Source organism: Bradyrhizobium sp. 17 (assembly GCF_023073515.1).
GTDB classification, from domain to species: Bacteria; Pseudomonadota; Alphaproteobacteria; order Rhizobiales; family Xanthobacteraceae; genus Bradyrhizobium; species Bradyrhizobium canariense_D.
This window is the reverse complement of the sequence record NZ_JADPJQ010000130.1, coordinates 629,717-649,176: the sequence shown is the minus strand read 5'-3', so window position 1 is coordinate 649,176 and position 19,460 is coordinate 629,717. Positions and strand designations below refer to the sequence as shown.

Below are 19,460 nucleotides of genomic sequence, written 5' to 3'. Positions count from 1 at the left end.
GATTGCGGGTGCCGGCTACTCCAGCAACGTCGTGAGTTGCGCGCCCTCGTCCGCCACGAACACGGCAATCAATTCCGCCGGCTCCGTGGTGCTGGCATTGGCCGAGACCAGATGCGTCGAGCCGGGCGGCTCGAAGAAGGACTGGCCGAGGCCGAACGTCTCGACCGGGCCGCCGCCGAGCTGGGAGCGGATCTTGCCCTTGGTTATGTAGGCGGTGACGGATCCTGCGTGACGATGCGGCCGCGAGAACCCGCCAGGGCCGTAGAACACGCGCACGATGGTGACGCGCTTGCCCGGCACGTTCGGCAGCGCGTAGGAGTCGATCGGCTCGACCTTGTCCAGCGGCGAGCTTTCGGCGGCGGTGGCGCAGAGCGGCGCGAGTGCGCCGGAAATGGTGTCCATCGTCACCGGCAACGCCTTGCCGATCGCAAGCGCGCACGCAAGCCCGCCGACGACGGCGATCGCCATCGAACGCGATGGCGCCAATGTGGTGGGCAAACTTACTACCGTCATCACGATCTCCCTTCGTTGCAATCAGGATGCCGCCGCATTCGCTGCGACCGGTCGCTTCGCCGGTGTCCAGCGAAACGCCGCACCGAAACGATTCCAGACGTTGATCGAGGCAACCGCAGAGGTCAGGTAAGTCAGTTCGGTCTCGGAGAATTCACGGCTCGCCTCGGCATACACGCCCTCGCCGACTCCGTCGGGCAGGCAGGTCAGCGCCTCGGTCCAGGCCAGCGCGGCACGTTCGCGCGCGGAAAAGATCGGCGCCTCGCGCCAGACCACGACCAAATTGAGCTTGTCGACGGGCACGCCGATCCGCTCCGAAAGCAGGATGTGATGCTGCACGCAGAAGGCGCAGCCGTTGATCTGCGATGCCCGGAGCTTGACCAGTTCGAGAAGCTGCTTGTCGAGACCGGCCTTGGCCGCCACCTGGCCGAGCGCCAGCACCAGCTCATACGCATCCGGCGCGATCTTCTTGAAATCCTCGTATTCGCTGCGGGCGTGTGACATTGCCGTTCACCTCGTGGTATTGTAAGACCGCTTACATCTTATAAGAGCACTTACATGTTGCGCAAGTCGCCCAGTATCACGAGATCGAAATCCCGGCGCAAGACTGCCAAGCCTGACGCCGTGCGCGTGCCAGCCCCAGGGGAAGGCAAGCGCGGCGAGCAAGGCTATCTCGGCTATCTCTTGCGCCAGGCCCACGCCGCAGTCCGTCTGACGATGGAGCGGTCGCTCGCCGATCTCGGTGTCACCTCACCGCAATTCGCGGTGCTGACCATGCTCAACGCCTATCCGGGCCTCTCGGGCGCCGACGTTGCCCGCCTCACCTTTCTGACGCCCCAGACCGTCGGCGTCATCATCCGCAATCTCGAGCGTGACGGCGCGATTGTGATGACGCCGCATCCCGTCCACGGCCGCATCCAGCAATGGACGCTGACTCCGCGCGGCACGGCGCTTTTGAAAGCGTGCCGGGAAAGGGTGATTGCGTTGGAGAAGCGGCTGGCCGCCGGGCTCGATGTCAAGGCCGAGGCAAGCATTCGCCGCTGGCTCGCAGGCATCGCGGCCGATTTGCAGGAGGACTAGGCGAAGCGCGCTTGCCGCTGGCGGGACCTAGTCGCCGCCTCCGCCGTCGCCACCGTCCGAATCCGGGAAGTCACTGACGGCGCCGTGGCCTTGAATACCGCGCCCAAAGTTCTCCGCGAGGATCATCAGGACGACGACGAACAACCCGGCGCCGAACGGCCAGGGATTGGCGCGGATGATGTCGAACAGCTCCTGCATTCACGCATTGTGCGCAGACGGAAGCGAATCGACCGTAAAGTGACAGGCTCAAAATTGGGGATATCCGACCCGTTGCAGGCGCGCCCTACCCGCCCTTCAACACTTTCTTAACCTCGCCATCGGGCCAGGTCTCGCCCGCTGCGATCACCCGCACGCGGCTTTGATCGGCGTCGTTCACCAGCTCATGCGAACTCACCCGCTCGCCGCTTCGCTCCAGGTGCAGATCGGTTTCGGGCTTCCAGCTCAGTGTGGTGGCGAGATCGCCAGGGAAAATCTGCCATTGTGATCCGTCGTCGAGCTCGACGACGTGGCTCTCTGCATGCGCGCGTATCTTCATTCGACCCCGAATTCTCGACGGAAGGCGGGCCCCGACCATCGGCCGGGGCCCCGCTCCGTTAGTCGTTGTCGTGATGAATCACGGTCTTTTCGCGGTTACCGAATTCATCTTCCTTCTTGATGACGGTGGTGCGGTCGGCAGGCTCGCGCTCCTTGATCACGGTGGTGCGATCACGATCGCGGTCACGCTCTCGATATTCCGGGGACTGTCCGACGGTCACGCCGGCGCCGACCGGACCAACATGAACACCGACTTCGTCGGCGAATGCGGGGGCTGCGATAGCGGTGACCATGGCGGCCGCAAACAGATATTTCCTCATCTCGTCCTCCTCGATTGCATGCGGAGGGAATGCGTGAGTGCGACAATTTGTTCCGGAAGGAACAGGACGGACGTCCCGTTCCCGACCCTCCAGGAACCGACTCACAGGAGCCGCATTTCCCGCTACAATAAGTCGATGAAACACGCTGATTCCTCGATCCATCATACCCGCCGCGCCTTCACGATCGGCGCCGCCACCCTGCTCGCTTTCCCGACGCATGTCTTCGCCGCACCTCCAGGCTTCGACGAATGGCGTGAGGGTTTTCGCGCTCGTGCCATGGCCAAGGGCATCTCGGCTGCGACATGGCAGCGTGCGATGGCGCGGGTCGAGCCCGACATGAGCGTGTTCAAGCAGATGCGGAACCAGCCCGAATTTCATGAGCAGGTCTGGCAATACATCAACCGTCGCGTCTCCGACTGGCGCATCATCAACGGCAAGATCGCGCTGAAGAACAACGAGGCGCTGCTCGCGCGCATCGAGCGCGATTTCGGCGTCGAGCGCGGCACGCTGCTGGCGCTGTGGGGCGTCGAGTCCGCCTATGGCGATCCGCTGGTGCAGCAGAACCACATGACGCCGGTGTTTCCCTCGCTCGCCGCCCTCGCCTGGAACGAACCGCGACGCAAGGCCTATTGGGAAACCGAGCTGATCAACGCGCTACGCATCGTCGACAAGGGCTGGAGCACGCCGGAGCAGATGCAGGGATCCTGGGCCGGCGCGATGGGGCATTCGCAATGGATGCCGGAAGTCTGGCTCAATGTCGGCATCGACTATGATGGCGACGGCAAGGTGTCGCCGTTCGGCAAGCCCGACGACGCGCTGGGCTCGACGGCAAAATATCTCGTCAATCGCGGCAAGTGGCACCGCGGCGAGCATTGGGGCTACGAGGTGCGCACGCCCGGTGAGATGAGCGGCAGCCGGACCTATGCGGCTTGGCAGGCGGCCGGCGTCACCCGCGCCGACGGCCAGCCATTCCCGCAAGCCTCCGCATCCGCGCAGATGTGGACGCCGGTTGCGGGCGGGCCGACGTTTCTGCTGGGACCGAATTTCAACGCGGTGAAGAGCTACAATCCCTCGATGAACTATGCCCTGGCGATCTGCCATCTCGGCGACCGCTGCCTCGGCGCCCCGCCTTTCATCCAGCCGTTCCCCGGCTCCGAGCGCGCGCTGACACTCGCCGAGGTGCAGGAGATGCAGACGCGCCTGACCAAGGCGGGCTTCGACACCGGCGGCACCGACGGCCGCGTCGGCAACGACACGATGAAGGCAATCAAGGATTTTCAGCAGAGGGCCGGTATCGTGCCTGCGGACGGCTATGGCGGGCTGAAGGTGCTGGCGAAGCTACGCCAGGGGTCTTAGGCCGGCTCAATGCCGGTATTGCGGCTCCTCCGCATCGAGCTGCCGCCGGATCGCCGCAAGATGCAGCCGTGCAGATTCGGAATCGCCCTCGCGCATCTGCCTGTAGGTCTCGGCTGCAATCGCGGGATCGACCGGCAGCATCTGTCGCCCGGTCGACATCGCCAGCACCTGCACCTCGGCGGCGCGTTCGAGATAGTAGAGATCGTCCCAGGCTTCCGCGATGGTCGGTGCCAACACCATCACGCCGTGATGCTTCATGAAGATGATATCGGCATCCCCAACGGCGGATGCGATGCGCGCGCCTTCGCGGTTGTCGAGCGCGAGGCCGTTGTAGTCGCGGTCCACGGCGGTGCGACCGTAGAACTTGAGCGCGGTCTGGCCGGCCCAGATCAGCGGATCGCCCTCGGTCATCGACAGCGCCGTGGCGTAGGGCATGTGGGTGTGGAAGGCGACCTTGGCGCGCGGCAGGCGCTTGTGCATCTCGGCATGGATGTAGAACGCGGTCGCCTCGGGTACGCCCTCGCCGTCGAGCACGCTGCCGTGGAAATCGCAGATCAGCAGCTTTGACGCGGTCAGCTCGCGGAAGGCGTAGCCGTAAGGGTTGACCAGGAAGAGATCGTCATGGCCCGGCACCACGGCCGAGAAGTGGTTGCAGATGCCCTCCTCAAAGCCGTTGCGCGCAGCCATCCGAAAGCAGGCGGCAAGATCCTCGCGCGCGCTGCGGATCGCGTCGGTGACGAGGTCCGGACGGTTCGAGCGGAACGTTGCTGGCGTGGAGGACGATGAGTGAAGGCTGTGCGCCATGGCGGAAGGACACCTCTGTCGATCGGAAGACGCCCGCGTTGTACAGGTCCGACGCCTGCGCGTCAGCCCCCGCGGGCGCCACCCTGCCCTTCGCAGCCCGCGAGGCGGTCTATTGCCGCCGCGGCACGCCGCCGGCATTCATGCCGCCGTCGATGACGAGCTCGCTGCCGGTGACGTAGCACGAGGCATCGGAGGCCAGATACAGCACGCCGGAGGCAATCTCAGAAGCATGGCCGGCGCGGCCGAGCGGCGTGACGAGGCGCGCACGCTCCTCGGGATCGATCGGTGCATTGCCCTGGTTGCCGGTCGCGCCGGTCGGGATCTTGCCCCAGATCGGGGTGTCGATGATGCCGGGATGGACGGAGTTGACGCGGATGCCGTCGCCGGCGGCCGCGCACTCCATCGCGATTGACTTCGCGAACAGCCGCACGCCGCCCTTGGTCGCCGAATAGGCCGACAGCCCAGGCGCGCCGCGCAGGCCCGCGAGCGAGGACATCATGACGATCGAGCCGCCGCCGGTCTTGCGCATCAAGGGCAGGCAATGCTTGACCGAGAGGAAGACGCCGTCGAGGTTGATCGCGTTCTGCTTGCGCCAGTCGCTGAGCGTCATGTCGACGATCGAGGGCACGGCGATGCCGATGCCGGCGTTGGAGACGAGAATATCAAGCCGGCCAAAGCGCTTCGCGATCTCGGCTGTGATCTCGATCCAGCGCTCTTCGCTGGTGACGTCCTGCTCCAGGAAAATCGCCTTGCCGTCGGCCTTGGTGATGCGATTGGCGAGCTCGGGGCCGCGCAGCTCGTCGATGTCGGTGGCAATGACGGTGGCGCCCTCGCGCGCGAATAGCTCGACGACGGCTTCGCCGATGCCGGAGGCGCCGCCCGTCACCAGCGCCACTTTACCCTCAACCTGCCCTGCCATGTTCACTCCCAGTTTTGCTGTTAGCTTTTTTGTTGTTTGCCGGGCCTATCTAATCATGGATGGTCCCTGATCGGGTAGCGCGACGTCGATGACGCGAAATTGCACACGCTCGGCGCCCTGATAGCGATCGACCGACAATGATCCCGCGACATGCAATTGCTGGCCGCGATTGGCAACGAGCGCGTTGCCGAGCTTCTGTCCGATCGAACGGAACGCGATGCCGTTGACGATGGCGCCGTCGCCCGACTTGAAGCGTAGCCTCAAATGTGCCTGTCCCACCTCGTCGGCATAGACGAGCTGGTGCGCCGGCAGCGCCAACACGGCTTCCGGATTGCCGCTGCCGAAGGGACCCGCGCGGTTGAGCGTCGCTGCAAGCTCGGTCGTCACCGCGCGCGCGGAGACCGCGCCGTCGATGTAGAGCTCGTTGACGTGGCGCGCCTCGGCAACGTCGCGCCCCAACGCATTCTCGAGGTAGGCGCGAAACTCGGCGAGTTTTTCCTTCCGCAGCGTGACCCCCGCAGCCATCGCGTGGCCGCCCCCCTTCAGCAGAATGCCATCGGCGACCGCCTGCCGCACGGCCTTGCCGATATCGACGCCGGCAATCGAACGGCCGGAGCCGGTGCCGATGCCCCCGGGCTCCAGCGCGATCGCAAAGGCGGGCCGCGAGAACTTCTCCTTCAACCGGGACGCAACGAGACCGACCACGCCGGGATGCCAGCCTTCGGAGGCCGTGACGATCACGCCGATCTTGTCCTCGAGCCCGATCGAGGCGAGCGCCTCGGCTTCGGCCTGCGCTTCGGCCGCCTGCTCGATGACCCGGCGCTCGCTGTTGAGGCGGTCGAGTTCGGCGGCGATCCGCGCGGCCTCGACGCTGTCACCCTCCAAAAGCAGGCGCACGCCGAGATCGGCGCGGCCGATGCGACCGCCGGCATTGATGCGCGGCCCCAGCATGAAGCCGAGATGCCAGGCCTCCGGCGGGCCGTTGAGCCGCGCCACGTCCATCAGCGCTGTGTGGCCGACATGGTCGCGCCGCCGCATCGCGATCAGGCCCTTGGCGACGAACGCGCGGTTGAGACCGATCAGCGGCGCGACATCAGCAACCGTGCCGAGCGCGACGTGATGCAGCATGCCGAGCAGATCCGGCTCGGGCATCTCCGCATTCCAGAAGCCGCGCTGGCGTAATTCACGATTGACCGCGACCAGCGTCACCAGCACGAGGCCGACGGCGGCGAGATGGCCGAGGCCGGAGAGATCGTCGAGCCGGTTCGGATTGACCAGCGCGTCGACCTCCGGCAGCTCCGTGCCGGCCTGATGATGGTCGATCACGACGACGGACATGCCGATACGTTTTGCTTCGGCGAGCGGCTCGATGCTGGTGGTGCCGCAATCGACGGTGACGAGCAGCGTGGCGCCCTTTTCGGCCAGCGCGCGCACGGCTTCCGTGTTGGGCCCGTAGCCCTCGAAGATGCGGTCGGGAATGTGGATCAGCGGATCGAGCCCGCAATGCCGCAGATGCCAGGTCAGCAGCGCCGCCGAGGTCGCGCCGTCGACATCGTAGTCGCCGAAGATCGCGACCTTCTCGCCGTTCGCTGCGGCATCCGCGATCCGCTTCGCGGCGGCCTCCATCTCCGTCACCGTGAACGGGTCCGGCAGAAGCTTGCGGATGGCGGGATCGAGGAAATCTGCGACGGCGTCGCTGTCGACGCCGCGGCCTGCCAGCACCCGCGCCAGGAGCTCGGGCAGTTGGTGGCGCTGCACGATGGCAAGCGCTTTCGCCGCCCCGCGGGCATCCAGCCGGTCGCGCCAAAGCTTGTCGGTGAGCGAGCGCGCCACTCCCAGGAACGCCTGGGGCGCTTCGACGGGCAAGGCGGTAGCGGGCGGCGTCATGAACAGCTGTCGGTTTGAGGAACCTGGGAGCCGGAGGGATTGCATCGTCCGGCCGACGGACGATTGGCCCGCAATCCCTCGGGATTTGCAACGTCTGCGCGGCACAAAGCGGTGGATTGCCGCTTTGCTACCCGGACTGACTATCATTTGAGCATTCCGCAAAACAGCAAATTAAGCAGGCGTTAGGCGGAATCTTCGAAAAAGAATCGTATTCGATCTGTCAGTGATTGTTCCGGGTTCGTTGCAGATCAGACCTCATTGCCAAGGGAAGCCCCCGATGTCTGCTGCGCTGGGTCTCAAAGCCAAGCCGATCGCAAATGAACCCGCTGATGATGATTCCGACATCTCCGCGCTGATCAACCGCCTCACGGCGGAGGTCAACCAGATCGCGGTCGACAAGACCAAGGCGATCCAGCAGATCACCAACCAGATGAAGATGCTGGCGCTGAACGCGTTGATCGAAAGCTCGCGCGCCGGCGCGCAGGGCGCGGGCTTCGCCGTGGTGGCGCAGGAGGTCCGCGGCGTCGGCCAGCAGGTCGAGACTATCGCCCGCGAACTCGAAAGCCAGCTGACCAAGCGCACCGGCGACCTCGTCGCCTCGATCGACCGCATGAGCCAGCGCTCGCGCGGCGAGCGCATGGTCGACCTCTCGCTCAACGCCATCGAGCTGATCGACCGCAACCTCTATGAACGGACCTGCGACGTGCGCTGGTGGGCGACCGATTCCGCGCTGGTCGGTTGCGCGGCCTCGCCCGACGCCGCGGCCGTGTCCCATGCCTCGCAGCGTCTCGGTGTGATCCTAGGAGCCTATACCGTCTATCTCGACCTCTGGCTCTGCGATCTCGACGGCAACGTCATCGCCAACGGCCGCGCCGACCGCTTTCGCGCTGTCGGCCAGAACGTCGCCCACACCAAATGGTTTCGCGAGGCCAAGACCCTGCGCTCCGGCGACGACTATGTCGCCGGCGACGTCGAGAACCAGCCGCTGCTCGGCAATGCCCAGGTCGCGACCTATTGCGCCAGCGTCCGCGCCGGCGGCCAGGCCAACGGCGCGCCGATCGGGGTGCTCGCCATCCATTTCGACTGGGAGGCGCAGGCCCGCGCCATCGTGCAAGGCGTGCGCGTTGGCGACAGCGACAAGGCGCGCGTGCTGCTGGTCGACTCCAATCTTCGCGTGATCGCCGCTTCCGACGGACAAGGCATTCTCAGCGAACGCATCTCGCTGTCGCTCAACGGCCAGCGTTCCGGCTTCTACCAGGACGGCTCGGGCACGCTGGTCGCGTTCCATGCGACGCCCGGCTACGAGACCTATCGCGGCCTGGGCTGGTACGGCGTGATCGTCTGCGGGGCCTGAAGCTGGAGGCGGCTCGCCTATCCAACTCAAAACCGTGAAAACAACCCCATACACGGTAGCCATCCGGTTGTTTTCATGACAGCTTTTTTCGCCGTTTGACGCCTGCAAAACACTGGCATGCATGCCATCATGGCGTCGTTCGCGGTCCAGGCTCAAAGCGCGAGGCTCTGGCGATCTCGTCTTCGGCGGCCTGCACCGCCGCGATTCCGAGCGTTTGCGACGGACGCTCTCCGAACATTGCCAGGTAGTATTGCGAGAACCGGCCGAGTTCGTAAAAGCCCTGCTGCATGGCGACCGCTGTCACGGTGGTCGAGCCGGGTGCGCTCTGGTGCAGGATCGAATGAACAGCGCAAAGACGCTTGTGCCTGAGGAAGCTGACCGGGCCGAGACCGAATACCTCCTGAAACGCGCGGTGAAGGGTGCGCCGCGATACGCCGAGCGCCGCGCAAATTTCCGACACGTGCACCGGACGGGTGCCGGCGTCGTCGAGAAACTCCTCGACCTTGCGGATCAGCCGTCGCGCGGAAGGGAGCCAGCCATTGCCGTCGGGTGGCAGCGACGACGCGACGTTGGCAGCCATGCATTCGGCGATCGATCGTTTCCAGAAATCGGCTGTTGATGGCGTCAGTCCGTATTTGTTGTCGCGCAGGTGCGACATGATCCGGACCAGGCGGCGCGAGGCGATCGCGCCGCTCTCGATGTCCGCGCGGAAATGACCGCGGCTGCGCCAGGTGTCAGGATCACTCAGCCGTGCTTTTCCGGCGAACAGCGTCGCGACCTCGTTGAGGTCGAACCGCATGGCGGCGTAAGCGGAGCCGCCGTGAAAAACACCGTCATGTTCGAGCAGCGGCGGAATGACGAGCACATCGTTGAGCTGCATGTCGAACGACCAGTGGGCGACGCGCTCTTCGGCCGCGAGCAGCATCCCGATGATCAGCTTGTCGTCGCTGGAAACCCGCTGCGTGCGCATGCCGACGTTGAACGCACCAATGCTGAGCGAGAAGTCGCCGATGCCGACATGGGACAACGTTCCGCGCAACCGACCGCGGCCGAGTTGCATCACATCGACATGCGAGCCGTGGACGGCCTGCTGAAGTCCTTCGAAACCGTCCAGCTTGCGCGAATCAACCAGGAGGACTTGCCCCATGGCTGTACCGTGTTACTGAAGCGCGACAATTCTGCGGCACGCGAGGCCTCACCAACTCCCCCGCAGACTGGCACAAACTGCACATCACAGCCGTCCAATCTTCGGGTACCGTTTGCAACCTTAGCGATATTGAGCGGACGCGCTTTGGGGATGGCAGAGCGCACGCGGCATGGATTTGCCGCGTGGTCGAAAACGTGCGTGCAAAAGAAAGAGATGTTGACGCAGCGTCCTCCTCTCCCCGAGTGCCAAAAAAACGGGGCTAGACAATGCGTCTAATGGGCCGGGCAGAGAGCTATCGTCGAAGTCTGCCAGGTTGGCGCAGTAGCATCAGGTGGACTACGAGCATCGGAGCTTCCACCATGTTGCGAGCAGATCTGGATCACTGCGAGTGGTTGCCGGATGATTTGAAGACCGGCGAGATGGTCTTCATTCCCGGCGGAACCTTTCGCATGGGATCCGACCATCATTATCCCGAGGAAGCGCCGAGCCATCGCGTTGCTGTCGACGGCTTCTGGATAGACCGCACGCCCGTGACCAACCGGCAGTTCAAGCAGTTCGTCGACGCAACCGGCCATGTCACCGAGGCGCAGATCGTTCCCGATCCGAAGGACTATCCGGGCGCGCTGGCAGAGATGCTCTACGCGGGATCGCGGGTGTTCTCACCGCTGCCGCGCATCACCGATCTCACCGACTGGAGCCAGTGGTGGACATTCCTGCGCGGCGCCAACTGGCGTCATCCCTATGGTCCTGGCAGCACATCGAGGATCTCGACGATCATCCCGTCGTCCACGTCTCCTTTAGCGATGCGGCAGCCTATGCCCACTGGGCCGGCAAGGGCCTGCCGACGGAGGCGGAATGGGAATTTGCGGCGCGTGGCGGCCTCGAGGCGGAGGAATACGCCTGGGGCGATGCGCTGATGCCGGGCGGCAAACACATGGCCAATATCTGGCAGGGCAACTTCCCCGTCCAGAATCTCGGCGAGGATGGGTACGAGCGTACCTCGCCGGTCATGGCCTTCCCGCCGAACGGCTACGGCCTCTACGACATGATCGGCAATGTCTGGGAGTGGACCTCCGACTGGTGGTCGTCAAAACACGCCGCCGACGCCGCAAAACCCTGCTGCATCCCCAAAAATCCCCGCGGCGGCGGTGAGCACACAAGCTACGACCCTCGCCTCCCCGACATCCAGATTCCGCTCACGGTCCTCAAGGGCGGCTCGCACCTCTGCGCGCCGAACTATTGCCGCCGATACCGCCCGGCCGCGCGGCACGCCGAGCCGGTCGATACCTCGACCAGCCATGTCGGGTTCCGCTGCGTAGTGCGATTGCCGTCTGTAACCGAACGCCGACACGAAGGACGTGCTGCAATCTAGCGCGCGCCGCTGGTGGTGGCTGGCGCCAGCGGTGCGCTCCGCGCGTCGGGCTATTTCGATATGCAACTTATCTATCGGCGATCGATAAACATCTTCATCATTTTTGGACAAGGCAGGCCGGTTACAGGCAAGAGCCTGCCCCATTTCCCCGGTAAGAGTCGCCTCATCGCATCGCGACGCGCGCGCCGTCGACCCTGAAACGCTCGCGCCCGCAACGTGCCGAGGAGATAGGCCATGAAGATCGTCGTGATCGGCGGGACCGGATTGATCGGATCCAAGCTGGTGGCGAAGCTCAAGCAGCAAGGCCACGACGCGGTCGCGGCTTCGCCGAAGTCGGGCGTGAACGCGGTGACCGGGGAAGGTCTCGCAGCAGTGCTGGCGGGCACCAATGTCGTCGTCGACGTTGCCAACGCGCCGTCCTGGGAGCCCGCGGCCGTGCTGGAATTCTTCGAGCGTTCGAGCAAAAACCTCGCTGCGACTGAGGCCGCAGCGGCCGTGAAGCATCATGTGGCGCTCTCGATCGTCGGAACCGAGCGCTCGCCCGATAACTCCTATTTTCGCGCCAAGCTGGCGCAGGAGACTATCATCAAGTCTTCGCCGGTCCCCTACTCGATCGTCCGCGCCACCCAGTTCTTCGAATTCCTCAGCGCCATTGCCGAGATGGGTGCGGCCGAGGGTGGGATCGTTGTTCCCTCGGCATTGTTTCAGCCCATCGCGGCCGAGGACGTGGCCGATCGCCTCGCAGAAGTCGCGATGAGCCCGCCGCTCAACGGCACGATCGATATCGCAGGACCTGAGAAGGCGCCCTTTGATGAATTCATCGCACGCCGCCTGAAGGCGTCCGGCGACCCCCGACCGGTGGTGGGAGACCCAAAGGCGCCGTACTACGGCGCTCCCATCGACGACACATCGCTGAACCCTCTCGGCGAGGCGCGGCTTGGCAAAACGCCGCTCGCAACATGGCTCGCGAGACTTTGAGGAGACCCCCATGCGCAGATTGCTCATCGCAACCGCTGTTTATGCCGCATCATTCCTGACAGCCCATGCCGCCGAGACGGCGACGCCCACGGCCAAGGTGACGGTCGTGTTCGACCAGGCGCTGCCCAATGTCCCGGGCAAGAGCATGAAGGGCGTACTGGTCGAGTATGGTCCCGGAGGCTCCTCGCCGGCCCACATCCACGCGCCCTCGGCTTTCATCTACGCCACCGTCCTGGAAGGAGCGATACGCAGTCAGGTCAATGACGGCCCGGCCAAGGTCTTTCACAAGGGCGAGAACTTCTCCGAAAAGCCCGGCGACCGCCATGCCGTCAGCGCCAATGCCAGCGAGACCGAACCCGCAAAATTGCTGGCCGTCTTCGTGGTGGATACGGCCGACAAGGAGCTGACGATGCCGATCCCGAAATAGCGCACAATCGGCGAGCGGCGTTGCCACCTCGAGGCGTTTGTTCATCCGGGGCTGCCCACGAATGCCACCGGCGTGCCCTTCGAGACACGCCCGGCGACGCGCTCGGCATCCCAATTGGTCAGACGCACGCAGCCGTGAGATTCCGCCTTGGAAATCTTCTCCGGCGAAGGCGTGCCGTGAATGCCGTAGCCCTCGGCAGACAGGTTGATCCAGACCGTGCCGACCGGATTGTTCGGGCCGGGCTTGATGGTGAAGGGCTTGCGGGAATGGACGCCCTTGAAGCGATAAGCGGGATTGTAGCGATAGTACGGATTTCGGCTGACTTCCGTGACCTTGAGCGTACCTGAGGGCGACGGCTTCTCTTCGCTGCCGACGGTCGCGGGATAAAATCCGATCAGCGCATTCGTTTTGTCGAACAGTTTTACGGTCTGCCTGATCTTGTCGACCTCGATCCTCTCGGCCTTGGTGGGGATGCCCTCGCCTGCGCCTGATGTGTCCACCACGACGATGGTGTCGCCGGCGCGATCGAAATGACGCCCGGAGTTGAGCGCGACCAGGAGCTGCTCGCGCATGTGAAATTTCTCGGCCAGGGCCTCGCGCGCACTGGTGAAGCCGAGCTTTGTAAGCTCCTTCATGTCCTCCATCCTCGACGGCAGCTTTTTCAGGAAAGGACCCGCCACGTCCTGCTCGGTGATGGCATAGGTCATCGTCACCGGCCGGTCGTCCGCCCGTAACGCGGTCCAGACATCGTCCGTCACGGCGTCCGAAACCGGCAGCTGCCGTGCTTCGGCATAGGCCCGCAACGCCTTTTTGGCGTTCTCGCCGAATCTGCCGTCGATCTCGCCGGGCGAGAAGTGCGCGCGGTCCAGCAGGACCTGCAACCGGACCCCCGCCGCGGTCGGCTTATCGTTCGACAGGGTTTTCTTCGACGGCTCGGCGACGTTGATGGCAGCGGCGTCGATCTCCGCGGCGAACGCCGGCGGCGCAGCCAGAGCGAAGACCAGAAAGATGCAAATCTGCCCCGCTTTTCCGAGCGACATCGGCTGCTCCTTTCACGTTTCCGACGGTTCAGTGATCAACTCCCGAGCCGCGGCGCCAGCGAGCCTGCGGTATTGGTGTTCGTACTGCCTCGCCATTCGGCTCGCAGAGAAGCGCTCCTCGAAGCGGGCGCGCACCTTCCTTCGATCCAGTTTTCCCAGTTCGCCGATCGCCTTGACGGCCTGCTCCTCGTTCTCGACGATGAAGCCGGTCAATCCATGTTCGATGACTTCGGGGACGGAGCCGGAGCGATAGGCGATCACGGGCGTTCCGCATGCCATCGCTTCGATCATGACCAGCCCAAACGGCTCCGGCCAATCGATCGGAAACAGCAGAGCAGCGGCTTCGGCAAGGAAGGGCTGTTTCTTCGCGTCATCGACTTCCCCAACAAGCCGGATATCCTTGCCGTCGACGTTCGGCTCGATGTGGTTCCTGAAGTAGGCCGTCTCGGCGCGCGGGACCTTCGCGGCGATATGGAGGGGCATCTGGACTGCGCGCGCGATACGGATGGCGTCCTGCGGACCCTTGTCTGCGGTGAGCCGCCCGAGAAACGCCAAATAGGACCCCGGTTCGTAGGACGGCCGAAACAGATCGGGCGGCAGCCCGTGCTGGATGGTTCCGATCCATTTCGCATCCGGAAGCGGCAGCCGCTGATGATCGGAAATCGACACGAAGCATGCTTCAGGGAAGTGCCTGACGACGTCGGGTAGCCCAGGCAAGTCGAGGCGACCGTGCATGGTCGTGAGGAACGGCACGCCGAGACGACTGAGCAACGGCAGGGACAGCCAGTCGACATGCGCGTGGATTACGTCGAATTCTTTCGCACGCCTTGCGATTGCCTCCATCAGCATCGCGCTTGCGGCGGTCGGGTCCGCCCCCTTCTGTCCGAGCCGCAGCGCGCGGGGCCAGACCGGATGAAGCGCACCATTCGTCCTGGAATCGCCGCTCGCAAACAGCGTGACTTCGTGGCCGAGCTCGACCAGCCCATCCACCAGCCAGGCCACCACCCGCTCGGTGCCCCCGTAGAGCTTCGGAGGGACGCTTTCGGCCAGGGGAGCAAGCTGAGCGATGCGCATGGCAGGCTACCGTCAAGCCGCCGCACGCACGATCAGCACGATCGCGGCGGACAGAAGGTTCGAAATCGCGAGCAGCGTCCAATTCGGCCTGGCACTTGCGGCCGCGACCCGGCAGACGAGCCCTTCCACGAGCCTTAACATTCGTCCTCGGGAAGCCGATCGAGGTAGGCAATCCCGAATCCCGTGAGTTCTTCGGCATCGCTCCCGCGCGCTTCCCATCTCCCTTGCAGATGACGCTCGAGCAGGCAGCGACGGCAATCTGCGGCATCGACGTGGCGATGCCGGGCGCGGTAAACGGACCAAGCAATATCCACCGCCGTTCGCAGCGGGTCGTCGTCTACCATGTTCCAACTCCGAGATGGAGACGTTCATGGGACAGCAACTCGTTACGACGGCGGAAGTTTCCACTTTTTCCCGGTGGGGCCCGAAGCTGCGCACGGCCACCGCGGGCACAAGCAGGCGCCCTCGGAGAAATCAGGCGACGCGACGAGCCGCCATCTCTCCGGCTAGCACCAGCGCGGCGCGGCTGGCCCCGATTGATGCAATGCCCTGCCCGGCAATGTCGTACGCGGTGCCGTGCGCGGGCGTGCAGATCGGGAACGGGAAGCCGCCAAGCAAAGTCACGCCACGATCAAAACCCATCAGCTTCATCGCGATCTGGCCCTGGTCGTGATACATCGTCAGCACCGCATCGAAGGCGCCGCCCTTGGCGCGCAGGAATACGGTGTCAGCGGGAAATGGCCCTTCCGCGGCAATACCATCGCGCTGGCCGGCGGCGACCACGGGCGCAATGATGTCGATCTCTTCGCGGCCGAAATTGCCGCCGTCACCGGCATGCGGATTGAGACCGGCGACCGCGATGCGCGGCCGTGCGAAGCCGGCGTTGCGCATGCAGGCATCGGTCAGCTTCAGCGCGCTATGGATGCGTTCGCCGGACAGTCGCGCGGCGACGTCCTTGAGCGGGATGTGGGACGTCACGCGGGCGTTCCACAGCCGGTCCAGCACATTGAACTCGCTTGCGGGGGTTTTGAGTCCGACCACTTCGGCGGAGAATGCGATCTCGTCGTCATACTCGGCGCGGGCCAGCCGCATCGCCTGCTTGTTGAACGGCGTGAAGCAGACGGCATCGACCCGGCCGTCGCGGCCGAGCTCGAGCGCGTGCTTGTAGTTGGCAAGCGCGAACCTGCCGCCGGCAAGGCTCGCGATCCCCTGCTGGATGTCGCCGGGATCGAGATGGCCGAGGTCGACGAACAGAGTCTCGCCCTCCGCCGCGCGCAGATCGGCCCCCTGCTCCACTGTTGTCAGCTCCGGCTCGACGCCGGCAACGCGCGCGCCCGCGTCGAAGATGCGGCGGTCGCCGATCACGACAATCTGGCTGCGGGCGCGGATATCGTCCTGCACCACGAGCTTTGCGGTCAATTCCGGGCTGATGCCGGCGGGATCTCCCATTGCCAATGCAATGAGCGGCTTTGCGGTCATATGATCACTTTCTCCCGAGCGGTCTCTTGAGCGGTCTCTTGAGCTCTCTCTTGCGTTCTCTCTTGGGCTGTCGTCTCGTCGGTGGACGGCGCAGGCTTGCGCAGCAGGCGCGCAAGCTGCAGCACGAGCGGAAGCAGCAAAAGTGCGATGCCGGCCACGATCAGGCATGTCACCAGCTTGTTGGCGAAGAAGATCCCGAGCGATCCCTTGGACATCAGCATCGACTGCCGGAACGCGTCCTCGGCCTTGTCCCCGATGACGATCGCGAGCACGAGCGGCGCCAGCGGATAGAACAGCTTCTTGAAGAGATAGCCGACGATGCCGAAGCCGAGCATCATGACGACATCGAGATAGGAGTTCGATACCGAATAGGCGCCGACGACGCAGATGATCACGATCAGCGGCGCGATGATCACGAAGGGAATCCGCATCAGGGCCGCGAAGACCGGAACGGTCAGCAGCACGAGTGCGACGGCGACGATGTTGCCGACATACATCGAGGCAATCAGGCCCCAGACAAAGTCCTTCTGGTCGACGAACAGCATCGGCCCGGGATTGAGGCCCCAGATCATCAGCCCGCCCATCATGACGGCCGCAGTGGCCGAGCCGGGAATGCCGAGCGAGAGCATGGGCAGAAGCGCGCTGGTGCCAGCCGCATGATCGGCCGTCTCCGGCGAGATGATGCCTTCAAGCTCCCCGGTGCCGAAATATCTGCCACGGCGCGAGAAGCGCCGGGCGATGCCGTAGCTCATGAACGATGCCGCAGTCGGGCCACCGGGCGTGATCCCCATCCAGCATCCGATCGCCGCGCTGCGCAACAGCGCAACGCTATGCCGCGGCAGGCGACCGATCGCGCGAAACACCTCGCGCCACTCTATCTTCGACGAGACCGCGCGGGCATGAAACTCCTCTTCGACGGCCACGAGCAGCTCGCCGATGCCGAACAGGCCCATCACCGCGACGACGAAGTTGACGCCCTTGACCAGCTCGTCGACGCCCATGGTGAGGCGCACGCTGCCGGAGACGGTGTCGATGCCGATGGCGGCGATGGCAAAGCCGATCGCCAGCGCGACGACAGTCTTGATCGGAGCAGCCCCGCCCATGCCGACGAAGCTGGCGAAGGCAAGAAAATAGACCGCAAAATATTCCGCCGGCCCGAAGGCGAGTGCGACTTGCGCCACCCATGATGCGAGGAAGGTGATCAGGATGACGCCGATCAGCGCGCCGAATGCCGCCGAGCCGAAGGCGGTGGCGAGCGCCGTCGTCGGCCGTCCATCGCGCGCCATCGGGTAGCCGTCGAAGGTGGTGGCGACAGACGACGGCTCGCCCGGGATGTTGAACAGGATCGAGGTCACGGATCCCCCGAACAACGCGCCCCAATACATGCTGGAGAGCAGGATGATGGCAGAGACCGGCTGCATGCCGAAAGTCAGCGGCAGCAGCAGCGACACCCCGTTCGGAGCACCCAGCCCGGGCAGCACGCCGACGAGAATGCCGAGCAGCACGCCGATCACCATCAGCGCCAGATGCGGCAGCGTGATCGCGATACTGAAGCCGTGAAGGAGTTCCCCGAGATTGTCCATCGGCCTCTCCGTCAGAAGCCGAACGCCGCGGCGAGCGCGCCGTGCGGCAAGCTCACCTGGAACATGCGCTCGAACACGATGTAGAGCGCAAGCGCTGTCGCCGCCGCCATGCCAAGCGCGCGCGGCACGGATTGTTGTCGGGGGATCGCCAGTACCGCGAAGATGTACAGGGCCGAGGCGACGTACACCCCGGCCAACGGGATCGCAGCCACGAAAATCGCGGCCGGCACGAACAGGCCGGCAAGCCGGCGCAGCTCGATCGATGTGATGGCAATTGGGACGCTGGCGAGCGTCGCGGCCGGCATGACACCTCGAAACAGGTTGTAGAGGCTCCCGAGCACGATGATGATCCCGGTCAGGAACGGAAACGTCCCGGCGTCCACGCCCGCGCTCGACCAGCCGATGCCGTTATCGAGGCTGGAAATGACGACCGCCACACCGAAGCTGCCGGTGAGAACGGCTGTCGCAAGTTCGAGAGCGCGGCGCGATATCATCGAGGGCTCCGGTCAGGCCACGTACAGTGTCCGATTATGGCGCACGTGTTTTCCCAGCGTTCGCTGTCGTTCCGGCGGAGGGGTTTGAGGCGTGCGCAGCCTCACTTGACCAACCAACCCTGCTCGCTCGCAACCAGCCTGACGCGCTCGAGATCCTCCTTGATGAACTTGTCGAACTCGGCACCGGTCAGGAACGTGTCGACCTGGGAGGTTTTCTCGATGTAGTCCTTCCAGTCCGGCGTCGCCTGCACCTTCTTCATCAGGTCAACATAGAACGCGGCCTGGTCCGGCGTGACCTTGCCGGGGAGCCACACTGTGCGCGGCTGCTCATACTGCTTGATGTCGAGGCCCTGCTCGACGCAGGTCGGAACATCGCCCCAGCCTTCGGTCGCGGTGACCTTGGCGCCCTGCGGCAGCCGCTTCGGGCTGAAGACGCAAAGCGGGCGCTGGGTGGCGCCACGCCATTGCCCGAGACTCTCGCTGGGATTGTTGACGTGAGAGTCCAGGTGTCCGCCGGCGAGTTGCACGGCCGTCTCGGCGCCGCTCTTGAAGGGAATATAGGTCAGCTTGATGTGGCCGGCCTTCTCGATCATGCGGGTCAGCACCTCGTCGGTATCCTTTGACTGCGCGCCGCCCATCTTGAACTCGCCTGATGCGGCCGCCTTCAGATAATCGCCCGCCGTCTTGTAGGGCGCGTCCTGCTTGACCCAGAGCAGGAACTCGTCCTGCGCCATCGCCGCGATCGGGGTGAGATCGGTGTAGTTGAAAGCGACCTTGGAGACGAGCGGCTGCTGCCAGGCATTCGACGTGCCGAAGATCACCTTGTAGGGATCGCCGGCGGACGCCTTGCCGTAGACATAGCCTTCCGCGCCGCTGCCGCCGCCCTTGTTGACGACGACGATCGGCTGCTCCACCAGCTTGTGCTTGGTGATGATGTTCTGCACGGCGCGCGCGAGATTGTCCGTGCCGCCGCCGGGCCCGGCGGTCGCCACGAACTCGATCGGCTTTTGCGGCTGCCACGCCGAGAGCGCCGGCGTCGTGCCGGCGAGCACAATTACGGCTGCGGAGAGCAGAAGTTTTGATGTCTGACCCATGATGTCCT

Annotated in this window: 22 protein-coding genes and 1 pseudogene; 6 read left to right on the top strand and 17 right to left on the bottom strand. The window is 64.6% G+C overall.

Features of this window, described 5'->3' with window-relative positions:
* Nucleotides 1-15 precede the first annotated feature (15 nt).
* A complete protein-coding gene (locus IVB13_RS39395) occupies nucleotides 16-513 on the bottom strand; it encodes a cupin domain-containing protein (RefSeq protein WP_026232727.1) in 498 nt (165 codons plus the stop codon).
* A 21-nt stretch (nucleotides 514-534) separates the two neighbouring features.
* Nucleotides 535-1,014 carry a carboxymuconolactone decarboxylase family protein gene (locus tag IVB13_RS39390; RefSeq protein ID WP_018454401.1) on the bottom strand — a complete coding sequence of 160 codons (480 nt, stop codon included), beginning with the start codon at nucleotides 1,012-1,014 and terminating at the stop codon, nucleotides 535-537.
* Between the two features lie 54 nt (nucleotides 1,015-1,068).
* Here IVB13_RS39390 and IVB13_RS39385 point away from each other — a divergent pair, with 54 nt between their 5' ends.
* Nucleotides 1,069-1,590: a MarR family transcriptional regulator gene (locus IVB13_RS39385; protein ID WP_018454402.1), complete on the top strand. Its 522-nt coding sequence runs from the start codon at nucleotides 1,069-1,071 to the stop codon at nucleotides 1,588-1,590.
* A 27-nt stretch (nucleotides 1,591-1,617) separates the two neighbouring features.
* Here IVB13_RS39385 and IVB13_RS39380 read toward each other — a convergent pair whose 3' ends face one another.
* From IVB13_RS39380 to IVB13_RS39370, 3 genes are all read right to left on the bottom strand, one after another.
* Complete coding sequence (locus tag IVB13_RS39380; protein ID WP_018454403.1) at nucleotides 1,618-1,788, bottom strand: hypothetical protein; 171 nt, start codon at nucleotides 1,786-1,788, stop codon at nucleotides 1,618-1,620.
* An 85-nt stretch (nucleotides 1,789-1,873) separates the two neighbouring features.
* The gene (locus IVB13_RS39375) at nucleotides 1,874-2,125 is read right to left on the bottom strand and encodes a hypothetical protein (RefSeq protein ID WP_018454404.1); all 252 of its coding nucleotides are present in this window, start codon (nucleotides 2,123-2,125) and stop codon (nucleotides 1,874-1,876) included.
* Nucleotides 2,126-2,183: 58 nt separating this feature from the next.
* Entirely contained in the window at nucleotides 2,184-2,444 is a 261-nt protein-coding gene (locus tag IVB13_RS39370; protein WP_007591459.1) for a hypothetical protein, read from the bottom strand.
* Nucleotides 2,445-2,579: 135 nt separating this feature from the next.
* Between IVB13_RS39370 and IVB13_RS39365 the strand changes: the two genes are divergently transcribed.
* Nucleotides 2,580-3,800: a lytic murein transglycosylase gene (locus tag IVB13_RS39365; RefSeq protein ID WP_018454406.1), complete on the top strand. Its 1,221-nt coding sequence runs from the start codon at nucleotides 2,580-2,582 to the stop codon at nucleotides 3,798-3,800.
* A gap of 6 nt (nucleotides 3,801-3,806) precedes the next feature.
* Here the strand turns inward: IVB13_RS39365 and IVB13_RS39360 are convergent, their stop codons facing one another.
* The 3 genes from IVB13_RS39360 to recJ form a co-directional block, all read right to left on the bottom strand.
* A complete protein-coding gene (locus IVB13_RS39360) occupies nucleotides 3,807-4,604 on the bottom strand; it encodes an aldolase (RefSeq protein ID WP_018454407.1) in 798 nt (265 codons plus the stop codon).
* A gap of 109 nt (nucleotides 4,605-4,713) precedes the next feature.
* Nucleotides 4,714-5,523 carry a glucose 1-dehydrogenase gene (locus IVB13_RS39355; protein WP_026232728.1) on the bottom strand — a complete coding sequence of 270 codons (810 nt, stop codon included), beginning with the start codon at nucleotides 5,521-5,523 and terminating at the stop codon, nucleotides 4,714-4,716.
* 45 nt (nucleotides 5,524-5,568) lie between these two features.
* Nucleotides 5,569-7,410 (bottom strand): single-stranded-DNA-specific exonuclease RecJ, encoded by a 1,842-nt coding sequence (gene recJ / locus IVB13_RS39350; RefSeq protein ID WP_247492719.1) that lies wholly within the window; start codon nucleotides 7,408-7,410, stop codon nucleotides 5,569-5,571.
* Between the two features lie 277 nt (nucleotides 7,411-7,687).
* On the opposite strand from recJ, the gene IVB13_RS39345 reads away from it, so the two are divergent.
* The gene (locus tag IVB13_RS39345; RefSeq protein ID WP_018454410.1) at nucleotides 7,688-8,764 is read left to right on the top strand and encodes a methyl-accepting chemotaxis protein; all 1,077 of its coding nucleotides are present in this window, start codon (nucleotides 7,688-7,690) and stop codon (nucleotides 8,762-8,764) included.
* A gap of 127 nt (nucleotides 8,765-8,891) precedes the next feature.
* Here the strand turns inward: IVB13_RS39345 and IVB13_RS39340 are convergent, their stop codons facing one another.
* On the bottom strand, nucleotides 8,892-9,911 hold the full coding sequence (locus tag IVB13_RS39340) for a helix-turn-helix domain-containing protein (RefSeq protein WP_018454411.1): 1,020 nt from the start codon (nucleotides 9,909-9,911) through the stop codon (nucleotides 8,892-8,894).
* A 359-nt stretch (nucleotides 9,912-10,270) separates the two neighbouring features.
* Here IVB13_RS39340 and IVB13_RS39335 point away from each other — a divergent pair.
* The 3 genes and pseudogenes from IVB13_RS39335 (at nucleotide 10,271) to IVB13_RS39325 (ending at nucleotide 12,688) form a co-directional block, all read left to right on the top strand.
* Nucleotides 10,271-11,283 (top strand): annotated as a pseudogene (locus IVB13_RS39335) (formylglycine-generating enzyme family protein).
* A gap of 234 nt (nucleotides 11,284-11,517) precedes the next feature.
* Nucleotides 11,518-12,261 (top strand): SDR family oxidoreductase, encoded by a 744-nt coding sequence (locus IVB13_RS39330; RefSeq protein ID WP_018454412.1) that lies wholly within the window; start codon nucleotides 11,518-11,520, stop codon nucleotides 12,259-12,261.
* Nucleotides 12,262-12,271: 10 nt separating this feature from the next.
* A complete protein-coding gene (locus IVB13_RS39325; RefSeq protein WP_018454413.1) occupies nucleotides 12,272-12,688 on the top strand; it encodes a cupin domain-containing protein in 417 nt (138 codons plus the stop codon).
* Nucleotides 12,689-12,729: 41 nt separating this feature from the next.
* On the opposite strand, the gene IVB13_RS39320 is transcribed toward IVB13_RS39325, so the two are convergent.
* The 8 genes from IVB13_RS39320 to IVB13_RS39290 form a co-directional block, all read right to left on the bottom strand.
* Nucleotides 12,730-13,728 (bottom strand): L,D-transpeptidase family protein, encoded by a 999-nt coding sequence (locus tag IVB13_RS39320; RefSeq protein ID WP_247492691.1) that lies wholly within the window; start codon nucleotides 13,726-13,728, stop codon nucleotides 12,730-12,732.
* 12 nt (nucleotides 13,729-13,740) lie between these two features.
* The gene (locus IVB13_RS39315; protein ID WP_018454415.1) at nucleotides 13,741-14,802 is read right to left on the bottom strand and encodes a glycosyltransferase family 4 protein; all 1,062 of its coding nucleotides are present in this window, start codon (nucleotides 14,800-14,802) and stop codon (nucleotides 13,741-13,743) included.
* Nucleotides 14,803-14,814: 12 nt separating this feature from the next.
* The gene (locus IVB13_RS40280) at nucleotides 14,815-14,943 is read right to left on the bottom strand and encodes a hypothetical protein (RefSeq protein ID WP_018454416.1); all 129 of its coding nucleotides are present in this window, start codon (nucleotides 14,941-14,943) and stop codon (nucleotides 14,815-14,817) included.
* On the bottom strand, nucleotides 14,937-15,146 hold the full coding sequence (locus IVB13_RS39310) for a hypothetical protein (RefSeq protein WP_083926364.1): 210 nt from the start codon (nucleotides 15,144-15,146) through the stop codon (nucleotides 14,937-14,939). The genes IVB13_RS40280 and IVB13_RS39310 overlap by 7 nt, the downstream gene beginning before the upstream one ends.
* Nucleotides 15,147-15,276: 130 nt before the next feature.
* Nucleotides 15,277-16,281, bottom strand: a complete 1,005-nt coding sequence (locus IVB13_RS39305) for a 4-hydroxythreonine-4-phosphate dehydrogenase PdxA (protein ID WP_018454417.1) — start codon at nucleotides 16,279-16,281, stop codon at nucleotides 15,277-15,279.
* The gene (locus IVB13_RS39300; protein ID WP_018454418.1) at nucleotides 16,278-17,864 is read right to left on the bottom strand and encodes a tripartite tricarboxylate transporter permease; all 1,587 of its coding nucleotides are present in this window, start codon (nucleotides 17,862-17,864) and stop codon (nucleotides 16,278-16,280) included. Before IVB13_RS39300 ends, IVB13_RS39305 begins: the two co-directional genes overlap by 4 nt.
* Nucleotides 17,865-17,875: 11 nt before the next feature.
* A complete protein-coding gene (locus tag IVB13_RS39295) occupies nucleotides 17,876-18,358 on the bottom strand; it encodes a tripartite tricarboxylate transporter TctB family protein (protein ID WP_018454419.1) in 483 nt (160 codons plus the stop codon).
* A gap of 101 nt (nucleotides 18,359-18,459) precedes the next feature.
* Nucleotides 18,460-19,452, bottom strand: coding sequence for a tripartite tricarboxylate transporter substrate-binding protein (locus IVB13_RS39290; protein ID WP_026232729.1), 993 nt, complete (start codon nucleotides 19,450-19,452; stop codon nucleotides 18,460-18,462).
* Nucleotides 19,453-19,460: the final 8 nt, after the last annotated feature.

What these genes read in the sequence shown, in the direction of transcription:
- recJ (WP_247492719.1), bottom strand. Translation starts at nt 7,410, where the DNA reads ATGACGCCGCCCGCTACCGCCTTGCCCGTCGAAGCGCCCCAGGCGTTC.
- IVB13_RS39310 (WP_083926364.1), bottom strand. Translation starts at nt 15,146, where the DNA reads ATGGTAGACGACGACCCGCTGCGAACGGCGGTGGATATTGCTTGGTCC.
- IVB13_RS39345 (WP_018454410.1), top strand. Translation starts at nt 7,688, where the DNA reads ATGTCTGCTGCGCTGGGTCTCAAAGCCAAGCCGATCGCAAATGAACCC.
- IVB13_RS39340 (WP_018454411.1), bottom strand. Translation starts at nt 9,911, where the DNA reads ATGGGGCAAGTCCTCCTGGTTGATTCGCGCAAGCTGGACGGTTTCGAA.
- IVB13_RS39295 (WP_018454419.1), bottom strand. Translation starts at nt 18,358, where the DNA reads ATGATATCGCGCCGCGCTCTCGAACTTGCGACAGCCGTTCTCACCGGC.
- IVB13_RS39360 (WP_018454407.1), bottom strand. Translation starts at nt 4,604, where the DNA reads ATGGCGCACAGCCTTCACTCATCGTCCTCCACGCCAGCAACGTTCCGC.
- IVB13_RS39300 (WP_018454418.1), bottom strand. Translation starts at nt 17,864, where the DNA reads ATGGACAATCTCGGGGAACTCCTTCACGGCTTCAGTATCGCGATCACG.
- IVB13_RS39375 (WP_018454404.1), bottom strand. Translation starts at nt 2,125, where the DNA reads ATGAAGATACGCGCGCATGCAGAGAGCCACGTCGTCGAGCTCGACGAC.
- IVB13_RS39390 (WP_018454401.1), bottom strand. Translation starts at nt 1,014, where the DNA reads ATGTCACACGCCCGCAGCGAATACGAGGATTTCAAGAAGATCGCGCCG.
- IVB13_RS39320 (WP_247492691.1), bottom strand. Translation starts at nt 13,728, where the DNA reads ATGTCGCTCGGAAAAGCGGGGCAGATTTGCATCTTTCTGGTCTTCGCT.
- IVB13_RS39330 (WP_018454412.1), top strand. Translation starts at nt 11,518, where the DNA reads ATGAAGATCGTCGTGATCGGCGGGACCGGATTGATCGGATCCAAGCTG.
- IVB13_RS39305 (WP_018454417.1), bottom strand. Translation starts at nt 16,281, where the DNA reads ATGACCGCAAAGCCGCTCATTGCATTGGCAATGGGAGATCCCGCCGGC.
- IVB13_RS39370 (WP_007591459.1), bottom strand. Translation starts at nt 2,444, where the DNA reads ATGAGGAAATATCTGTTTGCGGCCGCCATGGTCACCGCTATCGCAGCC.
- IVB13_RS39380 (WP_018454403.1), bottom strand. Translation starts at nt 1,788, where the DNA reads ATGCAGGAGCTGTTCGACATCATCCGCGCCAATCCCTGGCCGTTCGGC.
- IVB13_RS39315 (WP_018454415.1), bottom strand. Translation starts at nt 14,802, where the DNA reads ATGCGCATCGCTCAGCTTGCTCCCCTGGCCGAAAGCGTCCCTCCGAAG.
- IVB13_RS39385 (WP_018454402.1), top strand. Translation starts at nt 1,069, where the DNA reads ATGTTGCGCAAGTCGCCCAGTATCACGAGATCGAAATCCCGGCGCAAG.
- IVB13_RS39395 (WP_026232727.1), bottom strand. Translation starts at nt 513, where the DNA reads ATGACGGTAGTAAGTTTGCCCACCACATTGGCGCCATCGCGTTCGATG.
- IVB13_RS39355 (WP_026232728.1), bottom strand. Translation starts at nt 5,523, where the DNA reads ATGGCAGGGCAGGTTGAGGGTAAAGTGGCGCTGGTGACGGGCGGCGCC.
- IVB13_RS39325 (WP_018454413.1), top strand. Translation starts at nt 12,272, where the DNA reads ATGCGCAGATTGCTCATCGCAACCGCTGTTTATGCCGCATCATTCCTG.
- IVB13_RS39290 (WP_026232729.1), bottom strand. Translation starts at nt 19,452, where the DNA reads ATGGGTCAGACATCAAAACTTCTGCTCTCCGCAGCCGTAATTGTGCTC.
- IVB13_RS40280 (WP_018454416.1), bottom strand. Translation starts at nt 14,943, where the DNA reads ATGTTAAGGCTCGTGGAAGGGCTCGTCTGCCGGGTCGCGGCCGCAAGT.
- IVB13_RS39365 (WP_018454406.1), top strand. Translation starts at nt 2,580, where the DNA reads ATGAAACACGCTGATTCCTCGATCCATCATACCCGCCGCGCCTTCACG.